Genomic DNA, 20,843 nt, shown 5'->3' with positions numbered 1-20,843 from the left:
ACCTCAGACGTTCAGCAATAGATGCTCACGCTCCCACGGAGAGATCACTTGTAGGAATTCCTCGTATTCTGCGCGTTTGACGATGCTGTAGACGCGAGCGAATTCTGGGCCAAGGACCTCATGCAGGGCGTCGGCCTCATCAAACAGGTCAAGCGCGCTGCCCATAACCTGCGGGATATCGCCTTCGCCTTCATAGGCGTCGCCATAGAATTGACGGCGGGGACGTTCCTGCTGTGTCAGGCCGAGATAGCCACAGGCCAACGACAGCGCGATGCCGAGATAAGGGTTGCAGTCCATCCCGGCGATACGGTTTTCGACCCGCCGCGCCTCAGGCCCGGACAGGGGCACGCGGATACCCGTGGTGCGATTATCACGCGCCCATTCCAGATTGATCGGCGCGGCGTGGTCTTTCACGTAGCGCCTGTACGAATTCACATATGGTGCCATTACGGCCAGCCCGGCGGGCAGGTGGTTCTGCAGCCCGGCAATGAAGTTATAGAACGCATCTGTCTCACCGCCCTGTGGACCAGAGAAAATGTTTTGCCCGGTCTCAGTATCGATGATCGAGTGGTGGATATGCATGGCCGAGCCCGGCTCATCCTCGATCGGCTTGGCCATGAAGGTGGCAAAGCAATCGTGACGCAAAGCGGCTTCGCGGATCAGGCGTTTGAAGTAGAACACCTCATCCGCCAGCTTGACCGGATCGCCATGGCGTAGATTGATTTCCAGCTGACCCGCGCCGCCTTCTTGCGTGATGCCGTCGATCTCAAACCCTTGGTGTTCGGCGAAATCATAGATGTCGTCGATCACTGGGCCGAACTCGTCCACTGCCGTCATTGAATAGGCCTGACGAGCCGCCGCTGGACGGCCCGAGCGACCCATCATCGGCTTGATCCCCTGCGCCGGATCGACATTGCGGGCGACCAGAAAGAACTCCATTTCAGGTGCGACAATCGGCTTCCAGCCCTTGTCGTGATACATCTGCACCACCCGTTTCAGCACGTTGCGAGGGCTGAAGGGGATCGGCTCTCCATCCCGGTCATAGGCGTCGTGGATCACTTGCAGTGTCCAGTCGCCCGTCCAGGGCGCGGCTGAGGCGGTCGAAAAGTCAGGCTTGAGGATCATGTCCCGTTCGATAAACCCATCCTCGCCCGCGGCCTCACCCCAGTCACCGGTGATGGTCTGGTAGAAAACGCTATCGGGCAGATGGAAATAAGCCTGCTTTGCAAATTTTGAGGCGGGCACAGCCTTACCACGGGCGATACCGGGTAAGTCCGAGATGATGCATTCAACCTCATCCAGCCGTTGGCCGTCGATATAAGTTCGGGCTGCCTGTGGCAGTTGATCTTTCCAGTCGGCCATCAGGCCCTCTCTTTCTTCAGAAACTCGGCCATCAACTGCCCGATCTTCGGATTGTCATTCTGGGCGGGCAGGCGGTTGGCTGCCGCCTCCATCAGCGCATCGGGCACAACGCCTTTTCCGCGCGTGTTCATGAGGCCCTGAATGAAGGCATCGCCGTATTCCGGATGCGCCTGCACCGTCCAGACGTTGTCGCCATAGGCCACCATCGCGTTATGGCAGAATGTGTTTGTGCCCAACACACGCGCGTCTTCGGGCAATTCAATCACCTGATCCTGATGCCAGGCGTTTAGCGTTATGGTCTGGCCGTCATATTCATAGTCTGTGCGTCCAACGGCCCAGCCGCCTTTGAATTTCTCGACTTTCCCGCCAAGCGCCTGCGCAATGATCTGGTGGCCGAAACAGACGCCGATCAGGGGGCGTCCGCTTTGGCGAATAGCGCGGATCAGATCTTCAAGAGGCGGTATCCACGGGTGGTTCTCATACGCGCCGTGGCGCGAGCCAGTGATGACCCAGCCATCGGCCTGAAGCTCATCTTTTGGGAACTGCCCGTCCACGACGGCGAAGGTTTCGTAGGTAAAGCCATTGCCGTCCAGAAGCGCGCGAAACATCGCGTCATATTCGTCGAACTGGTCCTGCAATACGTCAGGAGGGTGGCCGGTCAGTAGGATGCCGATTTTCATGGGTCACCAAATTTGATCAAATTTATTCTAGCCCACCGGGTTCACGCGGGCAAGAGGGTCATACCGCTTCGAGATAGCTTAGCCAGTGTTCTTCCACCGGGCGGTCGGCAAAGCGGCGCATTTCCTGCCGCTTGGTCATGGCGAAAAAGCGGATCAGATCGGCGGGGAAGATGCGCGCTACGTTCGGGTCGGTTTCGAACGCGGTAATGGCTGCACCCCAATCTGCCGCCAGGTGCGGCAGGCTGTCGATCTCATATGCATTGCCCGAGATTGGGGCGGGGGGTTCGGTCTCGTCCTCGATCCCGTTCAGCGCGGCACCCAGCACGGCCGCCAGCATCAGATAAGGGTTGATGTCGCCGCCCGCGACGCGATGTTCGATCCGCCGCGCGGCAGGGGCGCCGCCGGGAATGCGAAGGGCGGCGGTGCGGTTTTCATAGGCCCAACAGGCACCGGTCGGGGCGTGCGCGCCGGGTATAAGGCGCGTGTAGGAATTGCCGTGGGGCGCAAAAATCAGCGTACAGCCCGGCATCGCCGACAGACATCCGGCAACGGCCCAGCGCAGCAGATCAGTGCCCTCAGGCCCGCCATTGTCGAATACGTTCCGGCCTTTCTCATCAACGACCGAAAAATGCACGTGCATCCCGTTGCCCGCGTCATCGGCGTACGGTTTCGACATGAATGTGGCCGTAAACCCATGCTTGCGGGCAAGGCCACGCGTCAAGGTCTTGAAAAGCCACGTATCATCGGCGCAGCGCATGGCATCCTGATGGTTCAGGTTGATCTCGAACTGGCCAATGCCGCTTTCGGATATCGCTGTCTGGGCTGGTATGCCCATGGCTGCGCATCCGTCGTAGAGATCGGTGAAAAACGCGTCGAACGCGTCCATCTCAGCCATGGACAAAACTGCCTCATCCGCCAGCCGCCGATCTGTGACCGGGTTGATTGGAGGCTGCGGCTGGGGGCCGGATGCGTCCAGCAGAGTGAACTCCAGTTCGGTCGCTGCGATGACAGACCAACCGCGCTGGGTATAGCGTTCCAGCACAGCGGCCAACGCGTGCCGGGGATCCCCAGCAAAGGGCACACCTGCGTCATCATGCAAACACATCGGGACCAGCGCGGTGTCTGCTTCCAGCCAAGGCATCGGCACCGGTCCGCGGTCCGTCGGCAGCAGCATTCCATCGGCGTCACCGGATTCAAAGACCAGCGGGCTGCCGTCGATATCCGCGCCCCATAGATCCACGTTCAACGCGGAAAAGGGCATCCGCACCGCGCCTTTAGTCAGCTTGTCGGCATATGAGGGCGGCACTCGCTTGCCGCGCATCTGACCGTTTAGGTCACATGCAGCAACACGAAAACTGTGCAGGGCGCTCAGGTCCATCGGGGTCTCCATCCTTCGAGTTACCCGAGATGTAATGGGTTAAACGCGCCTTGTCACTAAATTTGATCAAATTATTGCCGCAGTGGTTTTGCAGCAAGTTGCTCCGCGCCAGAGGGGGACGGCGCGGAGCAGGGGCTTTAAACGAAGCTGACGCCGTTTTCAGCCATTGGCAGTTCGGCTACATGCGTGCCTGACAATGCGTTGATTGCATTGGCCAACGCCGGGGCCGAGGGAGGGGTGCCTGGTTCGCCAACACCTGTGGGTGCCTCGGCTGATGGAACGATATGTACGTCAATCGCGGCGATGTCGCCAATCCGCAGCGGCTCATAATCCGGGAAGTTGAATTGATCCACAGTGCCATCTGTCAGCGTGATCTGATCGCGCATGACATGCCCGATGCCGTAACCGATGCCGCCTTCCATCTGCGCGCGCACCACATCGGGGTTCACCGCAATGCCACAATCGACTGCACAAGTGACCTTTTCGATCTTGATGCCGTTTTCCGGATCTCCCGATACCTCGACAACCTGAGCGGCATAGGAACCAAAGGACTTGTGAACTGCGATACCCTGCGCGCGACCTGCAGGCGCGTTGCCCCAGTTGCCTTTTTCAGCCGCCAGTTTCAGAACCGTAGCTTTGCGTGCCTGATCCGGGTTGCTGGCGTCGGCAAGGTGCGACAGTCGGAACTTCACCGGATCGCGCCCTGCGGCCTCGGCAACTGCATCCATCATCGTCTCCATGACATAGCCGGTGTGGGTGTGGCCCACAGAGCGCCACCACAGTACCGTCGTTGCCTTCGGCGTGTCGGTCAGCCCAAGCGCCATTCCGGGGATGGCATAAGGACTGTCGGCGATACCTTCGATCGAGCTGTGGTCGATCCCGTCATGCACCAGAACGGATTCAAACGGAGTGCCCTTGATGACCGATTGGCCAGCTACCTGATGTTGCCAGCCAACGATGTCGCCATTGGCATTCAGGCCCACACGGACCTTGTGACCAAAGGCAGGGCGGTAATAGCCGCTGCGGATGTCATCCTCACGCGTCCAGACCAGCTTAACCGGGCGCGAGCGGTCGGTGACCACAAAGGCCAGCGCTGCCTCGACTTGGTAATCCGCATCAGGTGTCGCGCGACGCCCGAACGACCCGCCTGCCAGCATCGTCTTGATGTGAATCTTTTCGGGCGGCAGTTGGAAGATTTGCTGATACGCCATGTGCGGGCCGGTCGGCATTTGCGCACCGTCATGCAAGACGATGTCGCCCTCGGCGGTTTGTTCGATGGTGCAGTTCAGAGGCTCCATCGGAGCATGCGCCAGCAGCGGGAAGTAAAAGGTCTTTTCGATGACCTTGTCTGCCCCGTCGATTGCTGCTGCGACTGCTGCGAAGTCCGCCTTGTTCACGTTATAAGTTGGTTCGGCATCCAGTGCGGCCATGATCTCGGCCTTGATCTGATCCGAATGGCGGGTTTCCGCGCCCGACATATCCCAATCAACCTCAAGCGCGTCACGCGCCTGGATCGCGGCCCAGGTGTTTTCGGCGTAAACCGCGACCCCTGCCTGATTGGGTAGAACGGCGGCTGAGATATAGCCTTTGACTTCTTTCGACGCGCTGTCGTCAAAGCCGTTGGCGATACCGCCTTTTGACTCAGGGCGCTTGATCATGGCGACCATCTGGTTTGGCAGGTGAACGTCCATGGCGTACATGGCCTGACCGTTGCCCTTGATGGCGGAATCCTTGCGGCGCACGGATTCGTTGCCGATCAGACGGAATTCCGATGGGTCTTTCAGGCGCGGCTCGGCGGGCGCGTCTAGCTGAGAGGCCGCAGCCACAAACTCGGCAATCGGGGCGGATTGGTCGCCCGCTTTGACGATGCCTTCGTCGATGGTGATACCCGCGGCATCCACGCCCCAGCTTTGGGCGGCGGCGGCGATCAGCATTTCGCGCGCGGTGGCACCAGCCTGACGATATTGCATCCACGAATTCGCCATCGCGGTCGACCCGCCGGTGCCCTGAAAGGGGCCGAACAGAAGGTTGTTGTAAACCTGCGCGTTAGATGGCGCGAATTCGTAGTCGATCTGATCCATGCGAAGACCGATTTCTTCGGCGATCAACGTCGGCAGGCCGGTTGCGGGGCCCTGACCTTTTTCAAAGTGTTTGACGATGGCCGTCACTGTGCCATTCGCATCAATCTTGACGAAGGGGTTGAATTGCGCAGCCTCGGATGAGGTCGCAGCCAGCACGCCATCGGCACGCGCACCAACCAGCAGAACAGCACCGGCAGCGGCGGCCCCTTTCAGAAACCCACGGCGAGAGGTGTTGATGGTCATAGATCAGGCCTCCAGAATTTCGGACGCGCGCTGAATGCCGGCGCGAATGCGTTGATAGGTGGCGCAGCGGCAGGCATTGCCGTGCATGTAATCGTCAATCTCTTCGACGGATGGGGTGGGATTTTCGGACAACAGCCCAACGGCCGACATCACCTGACCCGATTGGCAATAGCCGCACTGAACGACGTCCAATTCAACCCAGGCCTGCTGAACGGCGGCGCCGATCTTGTCATTGCCGACGGCCTCGATTGTGGTGATCTCGGCATCTTCGACGTCTTCGATATAGGTCTGGCACGAGCGTACGGGCTCGCCATTCAGGTGTACGGTGCAGGCACCGCAAGAGGCGACGCCGCAGCCGAATTTGGTTCCAGTTAGTTTTAATTCATCCCGGATTACCCACAGCAAGGGCGTGCCGGGTTCGGCGTCAACCGTGTGGGTTTCGCCATTCAGTTTCAATGTCAGTGCCATGAGGGGACCTTCCGTGTTGGGCTGGTTACCTGAGTCGGTAAACTGGCGCGTTTACTAGTGGCACAGAATGTCACCCTTGTAAACTCTTGCGTTTACCTGGGATTTGACCGCCCCCTGTCAATAGGTCTATAGCTCTGACATGACCGAATGCAGCGCACCGAATGCGACCAAATACGCGCAGATCATCGAAGCTGCTGTGACCGAGTTCCAGGACAAGGGCTTTGCCGCAGCCAGCATGGATCGCATCTCGGCGCAGGCCGAGGTGTCTAAGCGTACGCTGTATAAGTATTTTGAAAGCAAGGAAAACCTGTTTCGCTCGATTGTGATCGAGCTGTCCAGCCGCTTTGCCGAAGTGGTCGAAATCCGGTACAAAAAAGGCCGTGATATTCGCGAACAACTGACTGAACTGGCCTGGGCCGAAGGGCGCATCCTGATGATGCCGGATGTGATGGCGATGTCCCGGATGGTGATCAGCGAAACCTTGCGCAGCCCGGCCCTTGCTGCCGAGGCGACAGGCAAACTAGACAAAACTGCCGCCTTCATCGGCATGATGCGGGATGCAGCCGAGGACGGGCAATTGCGGATCGACGATCCGGAACAGGCGGGGCGCGAATTCATCGGCCTGATCAAAGCGCGCGCGTTTTGGCCCCTTTTGTTCACCGGGTCTGTGCTGAGCGAGGCCGAAATGGCCGAAACCATCGAAAACAGCGTCGAAATGATGATCAGCCGTTATGCGGTGTAAGGGTCAAAACCCGTCACATATCATCCGCCCTGGCTGAGATTCGTCACGAAACTGACAATTTGGCATTCCGAGTGGCACTCGATCCCGAAATAGTGCTACAGGGCTGTTCTGAAATGATCCCCTGAGGAACAAGGCCAAGACGGGCGCGGAAAGTATGTCGAATTTAGCAGAAAACACAGCCCTGAAAGGGGGTGGACTTAGGCGCGCGGCCCGTCTGTCCGTTGCCCCCATGATGGACTGGACGGATCGGCACTGTCGCTATCTGCACCGGCTGCTCAGTGGGCAGGCGTTGCTTTACACGGAAATGGTGACGGCCCCAGCGCTGGTGCGCGGTGGGGCGATGCATTTGCTGAGATACAGCCCTCAGGAACACCCCGTAGCGCTGCAACTGGGCGGGTCCGACCCAAAGGAATTGGCGCAGGCAGCGCGGCTTGGGACCGAGGCGGGCTATGATGAGGTCAACCTGAACTGCGGCTGCCCTTCGGATCGGGTGCAGTCCGGCACATTTGGAGCGGTTTTGATGAAGGACCCGGGTCGGGTTGCCGAATGCGTATCTGCTATGCGTGAGGTTGTGGATGTTGACGTGACGGTCAAATGCCGGATCGGCGTGGACGAGCAAAACCCCGAAGAGGTTCTGCCAACCTTTCTGGACCAAATCCGCGCGGCCGGTTGCGAACGGGTGACGATCCACGCGCGTAAGGCTTGGTTGCAGGGTCTCAGCCCCAAGGAAAACCGCGATATTCCGCCTTTGGATTATGATCTGGTTCACCGGATGAAGGCGGCATTTCCCGATCTGCATATCTCGATCAATGGGGGCATTACCTCTCTGGATCAGGCGCGAACGCATCTTGAGGCAGGGCTGGACGGCGTCATGATCGGGCGCGCGGCCTATCATCAGCCGACCGACATTTTGGCGGAAGCCGACCCGCTCATCTACGGCACCGGGCAGGCCGCTGATCCTGTCGAAGTTGTACAAAAAATGGTTCCCTATGTTGAGGCTCACCTTGTCGAAGGGGGCCGGTTGCACCAGATCACTCGTCATATGCTGGGCTTGTTTGCCGGTCGCCCCGGTGCGCGGGCCTGGCGGCGGGCCTTGTCCGAAGGCGCGGTGCATGAGGGCGCAGGCCCTGAGGTAATGTTGCAGGCACTGGAGCGCGTGGGGCCTCTGGTCGAGGTTTGAGCGGAATAAGACACGGCCACAGGCCGCTATGGGGGGAAGATGCCCGAGACGATGTTGCTGGCCCAGATGCTGGGCCTTTTGCTTGTAATCGGGGCGCTGGCCGGTGTGCTGGCCGGATTGCTGGGCGTTGGCGGGGGTATCGTGCTGGTGCCCGCCTTTTTCTATGCGTTTCAGACGCTTGGCTATGGCGGCCCGCAATTGATGCAGCTGTGTCTGGCGACCTCTTTGGCGACGATCATCGTGACCTCTGTGCGATCGGTGCTGTCGCACAACAAAAAAGGCGCTGTGGACTGGGAAATCCTGCGCGGCTGGGGGCTTGGGATTGCGGTCGGGGCGATCATCGGCGTTCTGGTGGCCTCGGCGCTGCGGACCGAGGTTCTGCAGATTTTGTTTGGCGTTCTGGGAATGGTCATTGGTGCCTATCTTGGGCTAGGCAAATCTGAATGGCGGTTGGGTGACGCCATGCCCAAAGGGATCAAACGTGCCGTACTGTCGCCCCCGGTGGGCTTTCTTTCGGTGTTGATGGGGATCGGAGGCGGCAGTTTCGGCGTGCCACTGATGAGCCTTTACAACACGCCCATTCATCGCGCGGTAGCAACTGCTGCCGGTTTTGGCGTGATCATCGCGGTGCCTTCGGTTCTGGGCTTTCTGTTTCTGGACGTTCCGCCGGAACACCGCCCGCCTCTGACCATCGGGGCGGTCAATCTGGTCGCCTTTGGTATCGTTGTCGCCATGACGACAATCACCGCGCCGTTGGGGGTAAAGCTGGCTCATGCGATGAACCCCAAACCCCTCAGACGCGTGTTTGCCGTGTTCCTGACGCTGGTCGCGCTGAACATGCTGCGTAAGGCACTGGGGTTATGAGTGATTTTCACGAAAATGGCTGGATCAGGTTCCCCTTCGATCCGGCGCTGGCCGAGTGGGTAGGGCACGCGCTGCCCGCTGCCCGGGCATCTGTCATTGACCCAGCCCATGCCCAATGGCTGGATTGCGAGGGGACATGGTTTATTGGCGTCGACGCGTTGGACAATGACCCGCGGGGCAGGGTTGGGCAATCGGGGGTGTTGTCCGGCCAAGCCATGGATTTCATTACCGATCATTACGGAGAACTGCCGCTGCACAAGGGGCAGGTCTCGGTCATCTACCCCGGCTATCCACGCCCGCGGCAGGGCGAAGGCACCAGCGCCGGGCAATATAGGTTAAAGCGGGACGCCGCACATGTGGACGGGTTGCGGCCAGCGGGACCGGATCGGCGGCGGCGGGTGGATGAGCCGCATGCGTGGATATTGGGCATTCCACTGAACGATGCCAGTATTGATGCCGCCCCCATGGTGCTGTGGGAAGGCAGTCATAAAATCCTGCGCGCCGCGTTCAAACACGCGCTGGACGGGCACCCACGCAATAGTCTGCATCAGGTGGATATAACCGAGGCGTATCAGGCTGCGCGCCGCGAAGTATTCGACACTTGCCCACGCATCGAATTGCCCGCCAAACCCGGTGAGGCCTACCTGTTGCACCGTCATTGCTTGCATGGGGTGGCCCGATGGGGCGCCAATGCCTCGGCCGGGGAGGATGGACGCATGATCGCCTATTTCCGCCCCGAGTGCGCCGGGGGAGTAGCCGAATGGATCGAATCCGCCTAACCTCCTGCCATTATTCGGATTTGGAGGTTTTTTGATGATTATAGTCCACAGGAATTCGGACGGAGCATTGCTGGAAGTCGAACTGTCCGGCGAGGTGACCAGTACTGATTACAGCGAGGTTCTGGTGCCCGCTATCGAGGCCGCATTGACCGAACATGACAACGTGCGTCTGCTGGCCGTCGTTCAGCCGGAATTCAAGGGTTACGATCTAAGTGCCGCTTGGGCCGATACAAAGCTGGGGCTGAGCCACTGGCGCGGATTTGATCGCATTGGCGTGGCGGCGGATCAGGGTTGGGTAAAGATCAGTATCCGCTTGGCTGCCCCGATCTTGCCATGCCCGGTGCAAGTCTTTGCGCTTTCCGAACTGGAGGCCGCCCGACGCTGGATGCGCGAATCTTTGGGGTCGATTCACGTGGTTGATCTGGGTGGGCCGTGCATTCAGATCAGCCTCTTGGGAAAGCTGGACCCCGACGAATTCAGCCGGGCGGAACGGGACCTCGATAACCTGTTGCAAGCCAAGGAGGGGTTCCGGTTGTTGATCGACTTGCGGGAATTTGACGGCTGGCAGGGTCTGTCAGCGCTGGCATCACATTTCAAACTGGTTCGGAAACATGCCGGGATGCTGGATCGCGCGGCCATCGTTGGGGACAAAACGTGGCAACATATGGCGCAACGGGCGGCCAGTCATGTTCTGGGCACGAGAACTCAGTTCTTTGCATCTGAGGATATCGAAAATGCCAAATCCTGGCTGGCTGCCGGGTAGGCCAAGATTAAACCTGACGCTTACGTCAGGTCATGTTAGGTCAGGCTTTGTTTTTCTTGATTGAATGGTCAAAAAACGATTAGCAATGCCTTGTTCTTCCGCGTAACCACTTCGGAGGAACCTGAAAACTGAAGCGCGTCGCTGTGGGTTGCCACTCACTCACCACAAGTGTTCGAACTTGATCCCCCTCGAAGTTCAGACCAACCTGCAGCGGCGCAGATTCAGTCCATGTCCAGGATCTGGATAGAATTTAAGACTTTTTCAGGCGTGCGGCACGACCACCCCTGCGTTTGGTCAGCTGGGGTTTGCGTGAGGGCAGGTTTTCCATGATCTCAGCACGCTCGTTGCTGTCCATTTTGGACCATCGCGAGATTTCATCAATCGTGCGGTAGCAACCGGTGCAGATACGTTCGGTCGGGTGAACGACACAGATCTGGATACAGGGGCTTTCGACCTCGTTCCTTTTCCAAACCATGTTCGTCATTGCCGTATCCCGTTGCAACTAAAGAAAGCGCAGCCTGTCCAGCGCCCCTTGCAGAATATAACCAGCCGCGACGTGATCGATAACCTGTCCGCGACGTTTTCGTGTCGTATCCGCCTCAAGCAGTGCCTTTTCGGCCGCAACCGTGCTCAGCCGTTCGTCCCAGAACCCGATGGAAACCTCGGTCAGCCGCGACAGGTTTCGGGCAAAGGCGCGGGTGGATTGGCAGCGGGGGCCTTCGGTTCCGTCCATGTTTTTCGGCAGACCCAGAATGACACCGCCAATCTCGCGGTCAGCGATCAGTTCCAGCAATCGCGCGGAATCCAGGGTGAATTTGTTGCGCCGCACGGTCTCCAACGGGCTGGCCACACCGCGCATCCGGTCCGAGACGGCGACCCCGATGGTTTTTTCGCCCAGATCCAGACCCATCAGCGCAGTCATCGGCGGCAGGGCGGCAGCAAATTCTTCGAATGCGTCGTGAATCATTGTGCAATTCCGGCCTGCAATGCGGCGGCGTCGATCAGTTCGATGGCATCGGCATTTCCGGCAAAGACTTCCATAGCCTCGTTTTTGATGTCGATGGCCCGCTGACCTTCGCCCAACACGCCAAGGGCCGCAATCAGACGCGCCCATTCCTCGGGTGAACCGCCCTCAGAGGCCAGACGTTCAGACAATTGGTTGACCATGCCCTTGATCATTTCTTGCCGTTCTTCCGGTGTCAGTTCGGCAGCGGCGTCGACGTCACCTTGGCTGGGGCCGGGGGCAGCAGGTATTTCAGGCGCGTTGAATACTCCGGCGCGGAAAGCCAGCTCGTCCAATTGGGCCCGAATGGCATCGGCCCATGGCGCGCCGGCAGGGGCATCGCGGAGGGCATCGACCCAGACCCGGTATCCAACGTCGGGGCGTCCGATCTGCACCATCATCTGCCCTAGATAGTATTGCGCCGGCCCATGGCGCGGGTCGCGTTTCAGCGCCTGCCTCAATGCCTCTTCGGCCTCGGGCGAGACATAGCCGCCCACGGACAGGATCATCATCTCGGCCAGATGTGAAAAGGCATCGGCGGGGATATCGTCGCCAGACAGCTCGATCACACGTTGCTGGGCTGCGTAAGCGGCGGGAAAATTGCCTGCATTCGCCTCGTGTTGAGCCAGCAGGATATGGCCTTGCAGATCATCGGGGCGTGCTGCAACAGTCTCGCGCAACTGATTCAGAAGATTGGCATAACTCTCATCCAGCTGCGGCAATTGAGCGGGCGGGGCGGCTGCTTCGGCTTCGGCCTGGCTGGGGCGTTCGGCACGCAGGGTTTCGGCTTGCTCCAGCCGCAGCGACAAGGGTTGATCCGGCAGCCCTGCGGCACCCATCTGGCGATACATCCAGATCGCACCGCCCACGACGACAAGTGCGATGACAGCAAAGGCGGTAACGCTGGCCCAGCGAGGCGGTCCGGCGCGATCAACCCCGGCCTGCATCTGCGCGTCGGCGGCCAGAATGCGGCGTGAGATTTCCGTGCGGACCCGGTCTGCGTCGGCCTCGCCGATAACGCCACGGGCCAGATCCTTGTCCACGCCCGCCAGCTGCTCGCGATAGACACGCAGATCATATGCCGCCGCAGGCTCACGTGTTTTGCGGCTACGGAGCAGGGAAAAGCCCAGGAATAGGGCAATCAGCAGTGCGGTTAGAATGGTGACGACCAGGAACGACATGGTTTCTCCGATATGGCTGCCCTGACTTAGACCTCTCGGCGGGGCGACAAAAGGGACAAATGGCCGCGAGAGGACGTCATGTCGCAATAAAAGGGCGGATGTCGCAATAGTTCGATATTGTGGCGCTGTGCGGCAGGGGTAAAGTGTTCGCGCACGGCATATCTGCGCCAATCACCGAACCGGATGGATTCGCTCATGAAACACTACTCAGCCTTTGCTGTGGCGCGGGAGGCCCTGCGCTATCACACCGGATGGGAGCGCGCGTGGCGCTCGCCCGAACCGAAAAAGCGGTACGACGTGATAATCGTCGGCGCAGGGGGGCATGGTCTGGCGACCGCCTATTATCTTGGCAAGAATTACGGCATCCAGAACGTCGCCGTGATCGAAAAAGGCTGGCTGGGCGGCGGCAACACCGGGCGCAACACGACCATCATCCGGTCGAACTATCTGCAGGACCCGTCGGCGGCGATCTATGAAAAGGCGCGTGGTCTGTACGAGGACCTGAGCCAGGACCTGAACTATAACATCATGTTCAGCCCCCGCGGTGTGATGATGCTGGCGCAGACACAGCACGAAATCCGCGGTTATCAGCGCACCGCCCATGCGAATGCGCTGCAGGGCGTGCAGACGGAGTGGATTGAGCCCGAACGTGTCAAACAGCTGGTTCCGATCATCAATATCGACGGTCCGCGCTATCCGGTTCTGGGGGCTCTGTGGCAGGAACGCGGCGGCACCGCGCGGCACGATGCTGTGGCGTGGGGCTATGCCCGCGCGTGTTCGGCCATGGGCATGGACATCATCCAGCAATGCGAAGTCACAGGTGTGCGTTCTCAGGACGGGCGTGTCGTTGGCGTAGATACCACCAAAGGCGCGATTGACTGCGAAAAGCTGGGCATCGTGGTCGCAGGCCATTCAGGTCAGCTGGCCGAGATGGCAGGCTTCCGTCTTCCGCTTGAGGCGATCGCCCTGCAAGCGCTGGTATCTGAACCGATCAAGCCTTGCATGGACGTGGTCGTGATGGCCAACACCGTGCACGGTTACATGTCTCAGTCCGACAAGGGTGAGATGGTGATTGGTGGCGGTACTGATGCCTATAACAACTTCACTCAGCGCGGGTCCTTCCACCATATCGAGGAAACCGTCCGCGCGTTGGTCGAGACCTTCCCGATGATTTCGCGTCTGAAGATGCTGCGCCAGTGGGGTGGTATCGTGGACATGACCGGTGACCGCTCGCCCATCCTGTCGAAGACGCCGCTACAAGGCTGCTTCATCAACGGTGGTTGGGGCACAGGTGGCTTCAAGGCAATCCCGGGGTCCGGCTGGGGGATGGCGCAGTTGATGGCCACCGGCCATTCGCCGCTGACCGAAGCGTTTTCGCTGGACCGTTTCAAAGAGGGCCGCTTCATCGACGAAAGCGTTGCTGCCGGGGTGGCGCACTAGGGGCGCTGCTCGAGGTTGCCCACAAACAGAATTCAGGTCGGCCATTGTGCCGACCGACCGCCAAAAGGATGAACACATGCTGATCCTGAATTGCCCGTATTGCGGCGTCGACGCCGAAGAAACCGAACTGGCCGCTGGTGGCGAGGCGCATCTGAAGCGTTTCGGTCCGGGCTCGTCGGATGACGAGTTCCACGACTACCTGTTCATGCGCGAAAACCCCAAAGGCGTCCATTTGGAACGCTGGCGCCACGCAAATGGCTGTGGCAAGTGGTTCCACGCCGCGCGCTGTACCCAGACGCTTGAGGTGTTTGGCACGTATTCCGCACAGGTCACCGAACCTCCGAAAGAGATTAAGGATGCCATCTCGGCCAAGCGCCCCGGCTGGACTTGGAGAGAGTTCGAATGACCCGCGTCACCACCCGTAATTCCGCCTGCGAAAGGTCCGCAACATGAGCACCCGTCTCGCAAAACAAGGCCGGCTGATTGACCGGTCGAAACAGGTCACCTTTACCTTCAACGGCACCTCGATGCAGGGGTACGAGGGCGATACGCTCGCCTCGGCTCTGCTGGCCAATGATCAGATGATGATGGGCCGGTCGTTCAAGTATCACCGCCCGCGCGGCGTTGTCGCCAGCGGCGCGGAAGAGCCGAACGCACTGGTCGGTCTGGGGCAGGGCAACCGGTTTGAGCCGAACCAGCGCGCCACCACGACCGAGTTGTTCAACGGTCTGACCGCGATTTCACAGAACCACTGGCCGAACCTTGAATTCGACATCGGGGCGGTGAACACGCATCTGTCTCGCTTTCTGCCGGCTGGCTTCTACTACAAGATGTTCATCCACCCCAAGCCGTTCTGGAAACACGTTTATGAGCCGTTCATCCGCCAGTCGGCCGGTCTGGGCAAAGCGCCCGACAAAGACAACCGCGACGCGGACACCTATGAGCATTTTTATGCCTTCACCGATGTTCTGATAATCGGCGGTGGTGTGGCTGGTCTGCAGGCCGCAAAGGCGGCGGCTGCGTCCGGCGCCAAGGTGATGCTGATCGAACAGACAGCCCATTGGGGCGGGCGCGCTCCGGTCGATGGGGGCACCGTTGATGGCGCACCTGTGGATAAGTTCGTGGATCAATTGGTTTCCGAACTGGAAACAATGGACAACGTTACCATGCGATTGCGCTGCATGGGCGCGGGTGTCTATGACCACGGATATGTGCTGGGATATGAGCGTCTGACTGACCATACTCCGGGCATTCAGGGCCCACGCCACCGCCTGTGGCGCATCCGTGCCAAGCAGGTTGTGACCGCAACCGGTGCAATTGAACGTCCGCTGTCTTTCGCGGGCAACGATGTTCCGGGTGTGATGCTCGCTTCGGCCATGCGCGACTATGTGGTGAACTGGGGTGTCACCCCGGGCGAGCGCGTGATCGTTGCCACCAACAATGACGATGGGTATCGCACCGCGATCATCCTGAAACAGGCCGGAGTGGACGTCCTGCGCGTGATAGATGCACGTGCCGCTGCGGGCCCGATGGCCGAAGAGGCGCGTCAGCTCGGTATCCGGGTGGACCCCGGAAAAGCCGTCGCCAAAGTCAAAGGTGGCAAGCGCGTCAAAAAGGTCGCGATCTGCAATCAGGAAGGTATCGGTGGTGCTCGCGAAGAAGTTGAGTGCGATGCCGTTGCCATGTCGGGTGGCTGGTCTCCGGTCGTTCATTTGTGGTCGCATTGCGGTGGCAAACTGATCTGGGACGACGCGAACGCCCATTTCCGTCCTGACCCCGAACGTCCACCGCTGGGCGCGAACGGCGAAGGCTTTGTCGTGGCCGCCGGTTCTGCCAACGGCCCGCTGGCGCTGGGCGATGTTCTGGCTGACGCACAAACTGCAGGTGAGGCCGCAGCCAATGGCGCAGGTTTCAAACCCAAGACGTCCGACGCGCCGAAGGGTGAAACCACGGTCGAGGCCGCAATGGAGCCGGTCTGGCTGATGCCCGCCAATGCCGAGGTTCAACTGCGCATGAAATCCTGGCTGGATTTCCAGAACGACGTCAAAGTGTCCGACGTCCAACTGGCGGCGCGTGAAGGCTATGAAAGCGTTGAACACACCAAGCGCTACACGACGCTGGGCATGGCAACGGATCAGGGCAAGTTGAGCAATATCAACGGTCTGGCGATCCTTGCTGATGCGTTGGAGTCCGAGATTCCGAAAGTCGGTACCACCACATTCCGCCCGCCTTATACTCCGATCTCGATGGGGTCGATTGGCGGCGAAGCGCGGGGCGACGTGTTCCAACCGATCCGTCAAACCCCGATGCACGACTGGCACGACAAAAACGGTGCCGATTGGGAGCCGGTCGGCCACTGGCGCCGGACCTATGCTTATGTCCGCCCCGGTGAATCCGTACATGACGCGGTGAATCGCGAGGTCAAGAACACGCGCGAAAACCTCGGCCTGCTGGACGCATCGACGCTGGGCAAGCTGATCGTCAAAGGCCCGGACGCAGGCAAGTTCCTGGACATGATGTACACCAACATGATGTCCACGCTGAAGGTCGGCAAATGCCGCTATGGCCTGATGTGCTCGGAAAACGGCTTTCTGATCGACGATGGCGTTGTTGCCCGCATCGATGAGGACACATGGCTGTGCCACACAACCACCGGCGGAGCGGAACGTATCCACGGCCATATGGAAGAATGGCTGCAGACCGAATGGTGGGACTGGAAAGTTTATGTCGCCAACGTGACCGAGCAATACGCTCAGGTGGCCGTTGTCGGCCCCAACGCCCGCAAGGTATTGGAGAAGCTGGGCGGCATGGATGTGTCCAAAGAGGCGCTGCCGTTCATGGAGTGGCGCGATGGCAAGATCGGCGACTTCGACTGCCGTGCCTATCGCATCTCGTTTTCGGGCGAGCTGTCCTATGAGATCGCCGTTCCTGCGTCTCAGGGGCAGGCGTTCTGGGATGCTCTGGTCGAGGCAGGGCAGGAGTTCGGAGTGATGCCTTATGGCACCGAATGTCTGCACATTCTGCGGGCCGAGAAGGGCTTTATCATGATCGGGGATGAGACCGATGGCACCGTGATCCCCCAAGATCTGGGGCTGCACTGGGCACTGTCCAAGAAGAAAGAGGACTACCTCGGCAAACGCGCCCATTCGCGCACCCATATGGCCGATCCGGACCGCTGGAAACTGGTGGGCCTTGAGACTGTGGATGGTTCCGTTATTCCCGACGGTGCTTACGCAGTAGGCGACGGCGTCAACGCCAACGGCCAGCGTAATATGATCGGTCGCGTTACCTCGACCTATTACTCGGCCAATCTGGGCAAAGGCATCGCCATGGGCTTGATCAAGCACGGACCCGACCGGATGGGCGAGATCGTCGAGTTCCCGGGTACCGACGGCAAAACCTATAAAGCCAAGATCGTGGACCCGATCTTCTATGACAAAGACGGGGAGAAGCAGAATGTCTGAACCCATCAGCGCACTGAATCACGCCAGCTATGACGGTATTGTCAAAGTCGAGGAATGTGGCCTGCAGGGTATGATCACCCTGCGAGGCGACCTGTCCGATAAGGTGCTGGTCAAGGCGGTCAAGGATGCCACAGGCCAGAAAGTACCCGGCCAGCGTGAATCTCTGGTCAATGGCGACACCGGCGTTTGCTGGATGTCCACGGACGAATTGCTGGTGCTAGTGCCGTATGCCGAGGTGGAGGCCAAGTTGGCCGCAATGGCAAACGCGCTTAGCGGCACACACGCGTTGGCGGTCAATGTCTCGGACGCGCGGGCCGTATTCCGCATCTCGGGCGCCAGCGCGCGCGAGGTGGTTGGCAAATTGGCCCCGGTCGATCTGTCGGTCGAGGCGTTCCAACCTGGCCAAATCCGCCGCTCGCGCTTGGCGCAGGTGGCAGGGGCGTTCTGGATGGACGACGCCGAGACCTTCCGTGTTGTCTGTTTCCGGTCGGCCGCGGATTACGTGTTCAAACTGCTCAAGGTTGCGGCGCAGCCAGGCAGTGAGGTTGGATTTTATTGACCTCATAAACCCCGCAGAAAAGTTACAAATAACAGCCGCCTTTCCCAAAAAAGGCGGCTGCTTTCTTTTTCATCTTGCGCAACATTTCGATGCCCTTTTATGAGGGAGGTGCAAAGGCAGTCTCCCCTTAAGATTGTATTGAGTTTTAAGTGGGATAAGGCTGCAAGCTATAGTGTTATTGGTAAAACTTGAAAGCGTAAGAAGATGAAGAAAGCGATAGCCGCCTTGGCTTTGACCTTGGCTGCAACCACAGCGAAAGCTGAAGTCGTCACCTATGACTGCAACTTGCACCGGATGGAAGAAGGATGGATCGCCGAGCGTGTGATCCTGAGTGTTGATGCGGAAAACAAGCGTGCGCGGGCTTATGACGCCTACATTCATCACTATGATGACAAGCAGCCCAAAGATGTGAAATTCAAAACAACCCGCACGGGCGAATACAGGCTCATGTGGAAAATGAAAATCCCCGCCAGAAATAGCGGGCTTGTGTATGTAAGTTATACAGCCACACTGAACCCGGAAAAACAGCGTCTGGACATGATCGCAAGATTTCCTCAAGCCAATGTGCTTAACCGGCCATCGGGTTTCGGAGAGTGTTCAATAAACACGATCGAGTCCCTTTACGCTTCCTGAGTTCTGCAAGCTCGCTGGTTTTGTATACTCGAAAAAAGAAAATCCCCGGGAATTCCGGGGATTTTTTTTAACTTTCAACGCTGCAAGTGCCAAGACCGTAAGGCTTGTTAGAGGCGTTTGTACTGACGAAAGACATACGAACTTTGAGGCTGTTATCAGCGGGATTTAGGTTTGCCTGATACTTGACACGCAAATTACCACCGGCAGAAGCGCGTCGTGTTTCGGTCCAGACCATCCGAACACCCTTGTTGCCACGGCTTTTGTATTTAGTGTCGATCCATTCAGGTCTGCTCGCTACCTTTGCCCAACCGTCTTCGGCGTCCACTTGAAAGGCATAGCTCCGCGCGATCCAGCCGTGGCTGTCCTGTTTGGTCATTTTGCAATTGTAGGTAACTGTTTCCGCCATGGCGCCGTGTGCAAAAAATGTGGCCAAAGCAACAATGCTGAGATATTTCATATTTTTCCGATTTCCTTGTATCCGGGTACAGGAAATTTCAAAAACGGGCAGAAAGAACAAGAGGTTCCAGGCAGTTATTCAGAACGTTTTTGGGATACTGTCAATCGCGCAACAACAGTGTTTTGTATTGCGCAAGAGCGTTCGGATTCAATAGTTGTTCCGCTGTAATTGGTTGGGAGTTTTCGTCAGCGACCGCGGAATAGAAACCCAAAAGATCCAACAGGTTTTTCGTCTTCTCCAATCGATTATCCGTTGCCAACAGCGGGGCGTGCAGTGATAACAGCAGGGCGGGGCGCTGTTTCTTCAACCAGGCAATCAGAGTGGGCAATACGAAATATTCGGCCCCTTCGATATCCATTTTGACCAGAGATACGCCGGACAGGTCATTTGCGGCCTCAAACTGATCCCATGCAATTGTCAGGGCGTCGCTGCCATGCTTGCCGTCATGCAGTAAGGAACTGGTAGAATCGCCCGGCTCGCCGCGTACCGAGGCCATGCGGGCCACGCCGAACTGGTTGGACAGCGCCACCCCAAAGGCCGACACGTTGTGGATGTCGTTCAGGTCCAGATTCCACGCCAGATACCTAAATGCAGTCGGATCGGGCTCAAAACACCACACGTGCCGGGCGCGGCGGGCACCGTAAAGCACGGTGGGGCCGATCCAGGCGCCGATATCCAGATAGTCGCTGTCGGACGAGAGATATTCGTCGAGAATGGCGAAAGTTTCGGGCTCCCACGCACCGGCTGAGGCTTTGCGCCAGAATTTCGAATGATAGGGGTCCAGATGAAACGGCTCGCCATTCAGGCTGCCTGCATAGTACCCGCGGGCGCGGTAAAACATCTTGCGCGCCTGTGTCAGCATCGCGGACCTCCGGGTTTTATTGTCACGGGCCTTGACCTATGGCGACTGTCAAAGCATTTAACCTTGGGAACCGCAACTTACATTTATAACAGGGGGCCGACATGGCTTTTGAACTTCCTGATCTTCCTTATGCACATGACGCGCTGGCAGCCAAGGGAATGTCCGCAGAAACGCTGGAATATCACCACGATCTGCACCACAAGGCATATGTCGACAACGGCAACAAGCTGATCGCCGGAACCGAGTGGGACGGCAAATCGCTGGAAGAGATCATCGTTGGCACCTACGACGCAAACGCAGTCGCGCAGAACGGCATCTTCAACAACATCAGCCAACTGTGGAACCACAACCAGTTCTGGGAAATGATGGGCCCCGGAGGCAACGCCATGCCTGGTGAGTTGGAAAAAGCCCTGACAGAGAGCTTTGGCTCGGTTGACGAATTCAAGTCGCAGTTCAGCGCTGCTGGTGCTGGTCAGTTCGGTTCGGGCTGGGCGTGGCTGGTCAAGAACGCGGACGGTTCGCTGGCTGTAACCAAGACCGAAAACGGCGTGAATCCGCTGTGTTTTGGTCAGACAGCGCTGCTGGGTTGTGACGTCTGGGAGCACTCGTATTACATCGATTTCCGCAACAAACGCCCGGCTTACCTGTCGAACTTCCTCGACAATCTGGTGAACTGGGAAAACGTTGCATCGCGGATGTAATCC

Annotated in this window: 22 protein-coding genes; 11 read left to right on the top strand and 11 right to left on the bottom strand. The window is 58.7% G+C overall.

Annotated features, from left to right (window positions below; translation table 11 throughout):
• Nucleotides 1-3: 3 nt before the first annotated feature.
• From ACR0M2_RS07470 to ACR0M2_RS07450, 5 genes are all read right to left on the bottom strand, one after another.
• Nucleotides 4-1,362 (bottom strand): glutamine synthetase family protein, encoded by a 1,359-nt coding sequence (locus tag ACR0M2_RS07470; RefSeq protein WP_170349147.1) that lies wholly within the window; start codon nucleotides 1,360-1,362, stop codon nucleotides 4-6.
• Complete coding sequence (locus ACR0M2_RS07465; RefSeq protein WP_425080404.1) at nucleotides 1,362-2,042, bottom strand: type 1 glutamine amidotransferase; 681 nt, start codon at nucleotides 2,040-2,042, stop codon at nucleotides 1,362-1,364. The genes ACR0M2_RS07470 and ACR0M2_RS07465 overlap by 1 nt, the downstream gene beginning before the upstream one ends.
• Nucleotides 2,043-2,100: 58 nt before the next feature.
• On the bottom strand, nucleotides 2,101-3,420 hold the full coding sequence (locus ACR0M2_RS07460) for a glutamine synthetase family protein (RefSeq protein WP_480704412.1): 1,320 nt from the start codon (nucleotides 3,418-3,420) through the stop codon (nucleotides 2,101-2,103).
• Nucleotides 3,421-3,557: 137 nt separating this feature from the next.
• Nucleotides 3,558-5,744, bottom strand: a complete 2,187-nt coding sequence (locus ACR0M2_RS07455) for a xanthine dehydrogenase family protein molybdopterin-binding subunit (protein ID WP_480704411.1) — start codon at nucleotides 5,742-5,744, stop codon at nucleotides 3,558-3,560.
• Nucleotides 5,745-5,747: 3 nt separating this feature from the next.
• A complete protein-coding gene (locus ACR0M2_RS07450) occupies nucleotides 5,748-6,212 on the bottom strand; it encodes a (2Fe-2S)-binding protein (RefSeq protein ID WP_170349143.1) in 465 nt (154 codons plus the stop codon).
• A gap of 139 nt (nucleotides 6,213-6,351) precedes the next feature.
• On the opposite strand from ACR0M2_RS07450, the gene ACR0M2_RS07445 reads away from it, so the two are divergent.
• The 5 genes from ACR0M2_RS07445 to ACR0M2_RS07425 all read left to right on the top strand — a co-directional run bounded on the left by ACR0M2_RS07445 (nucleotide 6,352) and on the right by ACR0M2_RS07425 (nucleotide 10,540).
• Nucleotides 6,352-6,954, top strand: coding sequence for a TetR/AcrR family transcriptional regulator (locus ACR0M2_RS07445; protein WP_480661593.1), 603 nt, complete (start codon nucleotides 6,352-6,354; stop codon nucleotides 6,952-6,954).
• A 154-nt stretch (nucleotides 6,955-7,108) separates the two neighbouring features.
• The gene (gene dusA, locus ACR0M2_RS07440) at nucleotides 7,109-8,134 is read left to right on the top strand and encodes a tRNA dihydrouridine(20/20a) synthase DusA (RefSeq protein ID WP_480704410.1); all 1,026 of its coding nucleotides are present in this window, start codon (nucleotides 7,109-7,111) and stop codon (nucleotides 8,132-8,134) included.
• Nucleotides 8,135-8,173: 39 nt separating this feature from the next.
• Nucleotides 8,174-8,998 (top strand): sulfite exporter TauE/SafE family protein, encoded by an 825-nt coding sequence (locus tag ACR0M2_RS07435; protein WP_480704409.1) that lies wholly within the window; start codon nucleotides 8,174-8,176, stop codon nucleotides 8,996-8,998.
• Complete coding sequence (locus tag ACR0M2_RS07430) at nucleotides 8,995-9,777, top strand: hypothetical protein (protein WP_480704408.1); 783 nt, start codon at nucleotides 8,995-8,997, stop codon at nucleotides 9,775-9,777. The genes ACR0M2_RS07435 and ACR0M2_RS07430 overlap by 4 nt, the downstream gene beginning before the upstream one ends.
• 34 nt (nucleotides 9,778-9,811) lie before the next feature.
• Nucleotides 9,812-10,540: a SpoIIAA family protein gene (locus tag ACR0M2_RS07425; RefSeq protein WP_480704407.1), complete on the top strand. Its 729-nt coding sequence runs from the start codon at nucleotides 9,812-9,814 to the stop codon at nucleotides 10,538-10,540.
• A 250-nt stretch (nucleotides 10,541-10,790) separates the two neighbouring features.
• Here ACR0M2_RS07425 and ACR0M2_RS07420 read toward each other — a convergent pair whose 3' ends face one another.
• From ACR0M2_RS07420 to ACR0M2_RS07405, 4 genes are read right to left on the bottom strand one after another with little or no spacing between them, the layout of a single operon-like run.
• Nucleotides 10,791-11,024 (bottom strand): DUF1289 domain-containing protein, encoded by a 234-nt coding sequence (locus tag ACR0M2_RS07420; RefSeq protein WP_170359116.1) that lies wholly within the window; start codon nucleotides 11,022-11,024, stop codon nucleotides 10,791-10,793.
• 18 nt (nucleotides 11,025-11,042) lie between these two features.
• Entirely contained in the window at nucleotides 11,043-11,507 is a 465-nt protein-coding gene (ruvX, locus tag ACR0M2_RS07415) for a Holliday junction resolvase RuvX (RefSeq protein ID WP_480704406.1), read from the bottom strand.
• A complete protein-coding gene (gene ccmI, locus ACR0M2_RS07410; RefSeq protein ID WP_480704405.1) occupies nucleotides 11,504-12,724 on the bottom strand; it encodes a c-type cytochrome biogenesis protein CcmI in 1,221 nt (406 codons plus the stop codon). The genes ruvX and ccmI overlap by 4 nt, the downstream gene beginning before the upstream one ends.
• A 26-nt stretch (nucleotides 12,725-12,750) precedes the next feature.
• Complete coding sequence (locus ACR0M2_RS07405; RefSeq protein ID WP_170349134.1) at nucleotides 12,751-12,921, bottom strand: hypothetical protein; 171 nt, start codon at nucleotides 12,919-12,921, stop codon at nucleotides 12,751-12,753.
• Here ACR0M2_RS07405 and ACR0M2_RS07400 point away from each other — a divergent pair.
• From ACR0M2_RS07400 to ACR0M2_RS07380, 5 genes are all read left to right on the top strand, one after another.
• Nucleotides 12,920-14,164 (top strand): sarcosine oxidase subunit beta family protein, encoded by a 1,245-nt coding sequence (locus ACR0M2_RS07400; RefSeq protein WP_170375896.1) that lies wholly within the window; start codon nucleotides 12,920-12,922, stop codon nucleotides 14,162-14,164. The genes ACR0M2_RS07405 and ACR0M2_RS07400 overlap by 2 nt on opposite strands.
• A 76-nt stretch (nucleotides 14,165-14,240) precedes the next feature.
• The gene (locus tag ACR0M2_RS07395; protein WP_170349132.1) at nucleotides 14,241-14,570 is read left to right on the top strand and encodes a sarcosine oxidase subunit delta; all 330 of its coding nucleotides are present in this window, start codon (nucleotides 14,241-14,243) and stop codon (nucleotides 14,568-14,570) included.
• A 43-nt stretch (nucleotides 14,571-14,613) separates the two neighbouring features.
• On the top strand, nucleotides 14,614-17,628 hold the full coding sequence (locus tag ACR0M2_RS07390) for a sarcosine oxidase subunit alpha family protein (protein WP_480704404.1): 3,015 nt from the start codon (nucleotides 14,614-14,616) through the stop codon (nucleotides 17,626-17,628).
• Complete coding sequence (locus tag ACR0M2_RS07385; RefSeq protein WP_480704403.1) at nucleotides 17,621-18,187, top strand: sarcosine oxidase subunit gamma; 567 nt, start codon at nucleotides 17,621-17,623, stop codon at nucleotides 18,185-18,187. The genes ACR0M2_RS07390 and ACR0M2_RS07385 overlap by 8 nt, the downstream gene beginning before the upstream one ends.
• A gap of 204 nt (nucleotides 18,188-18,391) precedes the next feature.
• Complete coding sequence (locus ACR0M2_RS07380; RefSeq protein WP_170375888.1) at nucleotides 18,392-18,820, top strand: hypothetical protein; 429 nt, start codon at nucleotides 18,392-18,394, stop codon at nucleotides 18,818-18,820.
• 67 nt (nucleotides 18,821-18,887) lie between these two features.
• On the opposite strand, the gene ACR0M2_RS07375 is transcribed toward ACR0M2_RS07380, so the two are convergent.
• Nucleotides 18,888-19,277, bottom strand: a complete 390-nt coding sequence (locus tag ACR0M2_RS07375; protein WP_480704402.1) for a hypothetical protein — start codon at nucleotides 19,275-19,277, stop codon at nucleotides 18,888-18,890.
• A 100-nt stretch (nucleotides 19,278-19,377) separates the two neighbouring features.
• Nucleotides 19,378-20,139: an FkbM family methyltransferase gene (locus tag ACR0M2_RS07370; protein WP_480704401.1), complete on the bottom strand. Its 762-nt coding sequence runs from the start codon at nucleotides 20,137-20,139 to the stop codon at nucleotides 19,378-19,380.
• A gap of 101 nt (nucleotides 20,140-20,240) precedes the next feature.
• On the opposite strand from ACR0M2_RS07370, the gene ACR0M2_RS07365 reads away from it, so the two are divergent.
• On the top strand, nucleotides 20,241-20,840 hold the full coding sequence (locus tag ACR0M2_RS07365) for a superoxide dismutase (protein WP_113789565.1): 600 nt from the start codon (nucleotides 20,241-20,243) through the stop codon (nucleotides 20,838-20,840).
• Nucleotides 20,841-20,843 lie beyond the last annotated feature (3 nt).

Source organism: Ruegeria sp. BE10, assembly GCF_056538905.1.
The sequence above is the reverse complement of the archived record's forward strand: the minus strand, read 5'-3'. Positions and strand labels throughout refer to the sequence as shown.